This is a genomic window from Photorhabdus sp. RM96S (assembly GCF_042879335.1).
Taxonomy (GTDB): domain Bacteria; phylum Pseudomonadota; class Gammaproteobacteria; order Enterobacterales; family Enterobacteriaceae; genus Photorhabdus; species Photorhabdus kayaii.
Map to the genome: position 1 here is coordinate 1 of NZ_JBHFKT010000230.1, position 300 is coordinate 300.

Consider the following 300-nt stretch of genomic DNA (forward strand, 5'->3'; position numbering starts at 1 on the left):
TGCCGCAATGACCGCAGCTTTGCCGTCCTGGGCGGTGTTATTCAATGTGCCCGTCTGGAGGGCCAGCTGGTCCCCGTAAATGCGCCCGGTGCCGGTATTGTTCAGGGTGTTGGCCGTGAGATGAGTCAAACCGCCGTCAATCAGTCCGGTGTTGCTCAGGGTATCATGAGCCTGGATTTGCGTTTGCCCGGCGCTGATTTCACCGGAAGTGCTGTTAGTGAGATCCTGTGCGTCAAGATGCAGCGCCTGACCGGCTTTTATCTGGCGGTCATTGATAAGATTACCGGCCGTTTTCAGGGT

The 300-nt window shown here is 57.0% G+C and carries 1 protein-coding gene; it reads right to left on the bottom strand.

The features are described 5' to 3' along the window. Positions 1-300: hypothetical protein (locus tag ACGF49_RS25110; protein WP_387493498.1), on the bottom strand; the 300-nt coding region annotated here is incomplete at both ends.